Source organism: Bacillus salacetis (assembly GCF_003581585.1).
In the GTDB taxonomy this organism is placed as follows: domain Bacteria; phylum Bacillota; class Bacilli; order Bacillales; family Bacillaceae_B; genus Rossellomorea; species Rossellomorea salacetis.
Window position 1 is genome coordinate 167813 of the sequence record NZ_QXIR01000005.1, and the last position, 6154, is coordinate 173966.

General features: G+C 43.3%; 5 protein-coding genes. All 5 read left to right on the forward strand.

Features of this window, described 5'->3' with window-relative positions; all coding sequences use genetic code 11:
• Positions 1-101 precede the first annotated feature (101 nt).
• The 5 genes from rpsO (at position 102) to D3H55_RS05995 (ending at position 5851) form a co-directional block, all read left to right on the forward strand.
• Positions 102-371, forward strand: coding sequence for a 30S ribosomal protein S15 (gene rpsO / locus D3H55_RS05975; RefSeq protein WP_006837488.1), 270 nt, complete (start codon positions 102-104; stop codon positions 369-371).
• Positions 372-731: 360 nt separating this feature from the next.
• Positions 732-2852 (forward strand): polyribonucleotide nucleotidyltransferase, encoded by a 2121-nt coding sequence (gene pnp / locus D3H55_RS05980; protein WP_119546002.1) that lies wholly within the window; start codon positions 732-734, stop codon positions 2850-2852.
• A gap of 183 nt (positions 2853-3035) precedes the next feature.
• Positions 3036-4034 carry a polysaccharide deacetylase family protein gene (locus D3H55_RS05985; protein ID WP_119546016.1) on the forward strand — a complete coding sequence of 333 codons (999 nt, stop codon included), beginning with the start codon at positions 3036-3038 and terminating at the stop codon, positions 4032-4034.
• A gap of 33 nt (positions 4035-4067) precedes the next feature.
• The gene (locus D3H55_RS05990; RefSeq protein ID WP_119546003.1) at positions 4068-5312 is read left to right on the forward strand and encodes a M16 family metallopeptidase; all 1245 of its coding nucleotides are present in this window, start codon (positions 4068-4070) and stop codon (positions 5310-5312) included.
• 305 nt (positions 5313-5617) lie between these two features.
• Entirely contained in the window at positions 5618-5851 is a 234-nt protein-coding gene (locus D3H55_RS05995; RefSeq protein ID WP_119546004.1) for a YlmC/YmxH family sporulation protein, read from the forward strand.
• The last annotated feature ends 303 nt before the right edge of the window (positions 5852-6154 follow it).

Here is a 6154-nt window from a genome sequence, read left to right on the forward strand (position 1 = left end):
TTCTAATTAACGTATGACAATGAACCTTTACTTGGCAGCACGATTCACCAACGTTTGCTGGGTCTCAGGGGATTTTGAAAAGATATTAGGAGGTGAAATGGATGGCTATCACACAAACACGTAAAAACGAACTAATCAACGAGTTCAAAACTCACGAGAACGATACTGGTTCTGCAGAAGTTCAAATTGCTATCCTTACGGAAGAAATTAATACTTTGAACGACCATTTGCGTACTCATAAGAAAGACCACCACTCTCGTCGCGGTCTTTTGAAAATGGTAGGACGCCGTCGTAATCTTTTAACGTACCTACGTAATAAAGATGTTGCGCGCTACCGTGATTTGATCAACAAACTAGGTTTACGCCGATAAGTGACTCAGAAGCGGGATTTATTCCCGCTTTTTATTTAGGTTTAAGGTATGCGGCCCAAGGGACATACTGCTAATCAAACAATCAAGAATGAAGCAGCAAAAAGCGTTTGCTTTTTCATTTTTGATTGTTGACTTTCAATCCCATTTGAAAGTTTGCGGATTTTTCCGCTGGCGGGCATGTTCCAGGGCGGTGCCGTTGACTTTATAATTCTGGAAAGGGCCACTTTAGGGAATATTCCTTTGCAGAGCTAGTCAAAATACATATAAAAGTCGCTTATTTCAATTAAATGTATATATCAGCTTCAAGGGTATGAGAGAAACCGAATACTCTTAATTGAGAAGTAAAGGAAGGGGTTCATTATGGAACAAGAAACAAGAGAGTTTTCCATAGATTGGGCAGGCAGGAAGTTAACAGTAGAATACGGTCAGCTGGCAAAGCAGGCAAATGGTGCGGTGTTAATCCGCTATGGTGATACGGCTGTATTGAGTTCAGCTACAGCATCAAAACAACCAAAGCCGCTTGACTTCTTCCCGTTGACTGTCAACTATGAAGAACGTTTGTACGCAGTAGGCAAGATACCTGGAGGTTTCATCAAACGTGAAGGACGTCCAAGTGAAAGAGCCATTTTGGCCAGCCGCTTGATCGATCGTCCGATCCGTCCTTTGTTCGCTGACGGATTCAGGAATGAAGTCCAGGTCATCAGCATGGTCATGAGTGTCGATCAGGATTGTTCATCCGAAATGGCTGCAATGTTCGGGTCTTCCCTTGCATTGACGGTTTCTGACATTCCTTTTGAAGGGCCGATTGCAGGTGTCCAGGTCGGTTTGGTTGAAGGCGAATTCATCATCAACCCAAATGTTGAACAGCTGGAAAAAAGTGAAATCAACTTGATTGTTGCCGGTACAAAAGACGCAATCAACATGGTTGAAGCAGGTGCCGATGAAGTACCTGAAGAAACAATGCTTGAAGCAATCATGTTCGGACATGAAGAAATCAAGAGGCTGATCTCCTTCCAGGAGGAAATTGCTGCTCAAGTCGGTAAAGAAAAGATGGAAGTCGAGCTATATCAGATCGACCAGGATATAGAGGCTGAAGTTCGTGGACTGTGCGAAGAAGATATGATCAAAGCGATTCAAGTGCAGGAAAAACACGCGCGTGAGAATGCAATCAAGAAGGTAAAAGATGAGGTCATTGCTAAATTTGAAGAAAAGGAAGCAGAAGATGACCAGATTAAGCAGGTCAAGCAGGTACTGGACAAGCTTGTCAAAGGAGAAGTCCGCCGTTTGATCACTGAGGACAAAGTCCGTCCGGATGGACGCGGCCTGGACGAAATCCGTCCGCTTGCATCACAGGTTGGACTGCTTCCAAGAACCCATGGTTCCGGATTGTTCACACGCGGCCAAACCCAGGCATTGAGCATTTGTACACTTGGCGCCCTTGGCGATGTCCAAGTGTTGGACGGATTAGGGCTTGAAGAGTCCAAACGATTCATGCATCACTATAACTTCCCGTTATTCAGTGTAGGTGAAACCGGTCCTATCCGCGGACCTGGACGCCGCGAAATCGGACATGGTGCACTAGGTGAAAGAGCGCTTGAACCCATCATTCCTAATGAGAAGGATTTCCCTTATACAATCCGCCTGGTATCAGAAGTATTGGAATCCAATGGTTCAACTTCTCAGGCAAGTATATGTGCAAGTACCCTGGCAATGATGGATGCGGGCGTGCCGATCAAAGCTCCTGTCGCAGGTATCGCAATGGGTCTGATCCAGTCTGGTGAGCATTATTCGATCCTTACTGATATTCAAGGAATGGAAGATCACCTTGGCGACATGGACTTTAAAGTTGCTGGAACAGCTAAAGGTGTAACAGCACTGCAAATGGATATCAAAATCGAAGGACTTTCAAGGAATATCCTTGAAGAAGCACTGCAACAGGCTAAGAGCGGCCGTATGCATATCCTGGACAGCATGCTTTCGACCATTTCGGAATCCCGTGAGCAATTGTCTCAATATGCACCAAAGATTGTTACAATGACTATTAATCCTGATAAAATCAGGGATGTCATTGGACCGAGCGGTAAACAAATCAACAAGATCATTGAAGAAACCGGCGTGAAGATTGACATAGAGCAAGATGGCACAGTATTTATTTCTTCCACTGATGAAGAGATGATCAAGAAAGCCAAAAAGATCATCGAGGATATTGTCCGTGAAGTGGAAGTCGGCCAGATGTACCTTGGTAAAGTAAAACGTATTGAAAAGTTCGGTGCTTTTGTTGAAATCTTCAATGGAAAAGATGGCCTTGTCCATATTTCCGAATTAGCTGAGGAAAGAATCGGTAAAGTTGAAGATGTAGTCAGCATCGGCGATGAACTGCTGGTAAAAGTGACTGAAATCGATAGACAGGGCCGTGTGAATCTTTCTCGTAAAGCAGTATTGAAAGAGCAGCGCGAAAAAGAAGAGCAGGCTCAAAAATAAAGGATAAGACAGACAAGAAAAAGGAGCCAGCTGGAAGTCAGCATGGCTTCTTTTTTCTTGATCTTTGTTGGCTTTCAGGAAGGAACGGCCATAGCTGAAAAAGGACTGCCATCTATTTTTCCCGGGTTCTACCTTGTCCAGCCGCATCATAAGATGGTAGGGATAAGAAAGGGTGGGTTAAGGATGAACCTTAAGGTACTGACCGGGATGACCATCTGTGTTGTTGCTGCTGTCATGACAGTCAGCAATCCCATGACTTCACAATATGTATTAAGCCTGAAGGGAAAAACCGTTACAGTTGCAGCCAAGCCTGAAAAGCTGGAGGCTGTTATAAAGAAAGAAGCTGAAAACCTCGAAGTTCCTCCAATAGATGCTAAGAATGATCCTGTTTGGAAAGGAACACCCGGATATAATGGGTTAAAGGTGGACATTAAGAGTTCATATGAGAAAATGAAGGACGAAGGGATCTTTGACAGGGAGAGAATCGTTTTTGATCAAGTATCACCAGATATTCACTTGTCAGACCTGCCGCCGATGCCAATATACCGAGGCAACCCGGAAAAACCAATGGCTTCGTTGATCATTAACGTAGCTTGGGGAAATGAATACATACCGGATATGCTGGCCACCCTGAAAAAGCATCAGGTTTATGCCACTTTCTTTTTAGAAGGCAGGTGGGTCAAGGAGAACCCTGAACTGGCCAAAATGATTGCGGATTCCGGCCATGAAATCGGGAACCACTCCTATTCACATCCGAAGATGGAGACACTAACAGGGGAGAGAATCAGGGAGGAAATCCTGAAGACAAACGATATCATTGAAGCGACAACAGGGAAGAGAGTAAAATTATTTGGACCGCCCAGCGGGGGCTTCAATGATGAAGTCGTCAAAATTGCGGGTGAGTACAAAATGAAAACAATTTTATGGAGCGTCGATACTATTGACTGGCAAAAACCGGCACCAAGTGTCATAGTAGAGAGGGTGACGTCAAAACTCCACAAAGGAGCACTCATCTTAATGCATCCGACCGCATCAACTTCATCTGCTTTGCCTGCACTTATTGCTGCTATAAAAAAAGATGACTTAAGGATTGGAACAGTCTCTAGTTTACTGAAGGAAGAAAGAATTATCGAAAAAGGAAATAATTCTCTCCTAAAAGGAAAAAGTAATGATAAGGACTAGTAGATGTTGACAACATGAACAGGAGGAATTTTTTTGATTAAAAAATATACATGCTCAAACGGCCTGAGAATAGTTCTGGAAGAAATTCCGACTGTCCGTTCAGTCGCAATTGGGATATGGATCGGAACTGGATCGCGTCATGAGAACAAAGAAAATAACGGTATTTCACATTTCCTGGAACATATGTTTTTCAAAGGAACAGAAACAAAGAGTGCCCGTGAAATAGCTGAATCCTTCGACAGTATCGGAGGCCAGGTAAATGCTTTTACATCAAAAGAATACACATGCTATTATGCTAAGGTTCTTGATAACCATGCACAGTATGCATTGGAAACCTTGGCCGACATGTTCTTTAATTCAGCGTTTGATGAGGAAGAATTAAAGAAGGAAAAGAATGTGGTTTACGAAGAGATTAAGATGTACGAAGACACCCCGGATGACATTGTGCACGATGTACTGAGCAAAGCGGTATATGAAAATCATCCTTTAGGCTATCCTATTCTGGGGACTGAAGAAACTCTGGATACTTTCAACGGCCAAACGTTAAGAGACTACATGCATGACATGTACACACCGGATGAAGTAGTCGTATCCGTAGCGGGAAATGTAGATGAATCATTCATTAAGAAGGTAGAAAAGCTGTTTGGTCAGTTTGAAGGTGGAAAAGGCCATGAACAGCATGCGAGCCCTTCTTTTCACCATGACAAGGTGTCCAGAAAAAAAGAGACGGAACAGGCTCATTTATGCCTTGGTTATCCTGGATTGCAGATCGGTCATGATGAAATCTACAGCTTGATCGTTTTAAATAACGTACTGGGTGGAAGCATGTCATCCCGTTTATTCCAGGAAGTCAGGGAACAAAGGGGATTGGCTTATTCCGTTTTCTCTTATCATTCTGCATATGAGGACAGTGGAATGCTTACAATATACGGCGGAACGGGAGCCAGGCAATTGAACCAGTTGTATGACACCATTCAGTCTACCCTTGAAGTCCTCAAGGCAGACGGGATATCTTCCAAAGAACTGGCAAATAGTAAAGAACAGCTCAAAGGGAATCTTATGCTCAGCCTGGAAAGCACCAACAGCAGGATGAGCCGTAATGGCAAAAACGAGTTGTTATTGAAAAAACACCGCTCTCTCGATGAAATCGTCGACGAAATTGATGGGGTGACAATTGACAGGGTTAACAATCTTGGCAAGGAAATTTTCAGTAATGATTTTTCCGCAGCTTTAATCAGTCCTGACGGGAAAATGCCGGAAAATATCCGTAATTCGTAAAAAGAAGCTTCGGACCGCTGGTCTGAAGCTTTTTTCATTTCCCCTTTTTCGGAACTGTTCCAGTTTTAAAAATTGGTACACAACGATTCCAAAAAAACCCGTTTTGTAAGAAAAGAAAGAATGGCCTCTGTTGTTCAAAGATTGTCCAAAAACAACATTTCACAAATAAATATCAAACTTTCACAGGTGATTTGTTAATCTCTGCTTCTAAAATGGAAAAGTACTATATACATTAATTATAAAGATACATTCAGCTGTGGGCTGAAATGCCAATATTCCATATTAACCATGAGCGGAGGATTTGTATGCGTCTTAGTGAACTGAGCGGCAAAGAAATAGTCGATTTCAAAAAAGCAGAAAGACTGGGTGTACTCGGCCAGACTGACCTGGAGTTCAATGAGAGGACAGGGCAGATCAACGCCCTGGTCATCCCAACCGGTAAATGGATGCGCAAGCAAAACAGCGAGATCAGAGTGCCGTGGCATCATATCCGTACCATCGGCTCTGATATGATCATCCTGGAGGTGGCAGAAGATTAGTCAGCTCTTCGAGGTGCTCTTCGAGGTGCGGCTGCAGGTCTCCAAGGAACCTGTTGAATAAGATAATCTGGTGGACGAAATCGCAAACGATTTCGTCTTTTTTCTTTGGCTGCCCTTAAAGGTTCCTTGACTCATGGGGGATTGTAACACTGGTATTGTGAACAGATTAATAAATCAATGTCCGGCATTAAAGTAAGTTGGAACCCCGTTAAGGGACTTAATCTCTTTTTGAATTTACAATAGCCTGTTTTCCGTAAATTGTTGCTTTGGGATAAATCCCAGGTACTGGATTTTTCCCGTTTA

What these genes read in the sequence shown, in the direction of transcription:
- rpsO (WP_006837488.1), top strand. Translation starts at nt 102, where the DNA reads ATGGCTATCACACAAACACGTAAAAACGAACTAATCAACGAGTTCAAA.
- pnp (WP_119546002.1), top strand. Translation starts at nt 732, where the DNA reads ATGGAACAAGAAACAAGAGAGTTTTCCATAGATTGGGCAGGCAGGAAG.
- D3H55_RS05985 (WP_119546016.1), top strand. Translation starts at nt 3,036, where the DNA reads ATGAACCTTAAGGTACTGACCGGGATGACCATCTGTGTTGTTGCTGCT.
- D3H55_RS05995 (WP_119546004.1), top strand. Translation starts at nt 5,618, where the DNA reads ATGCGTCTTAGTGAACTGAGCGGCAAAGAAATAGTCGATTTCAAAAAA.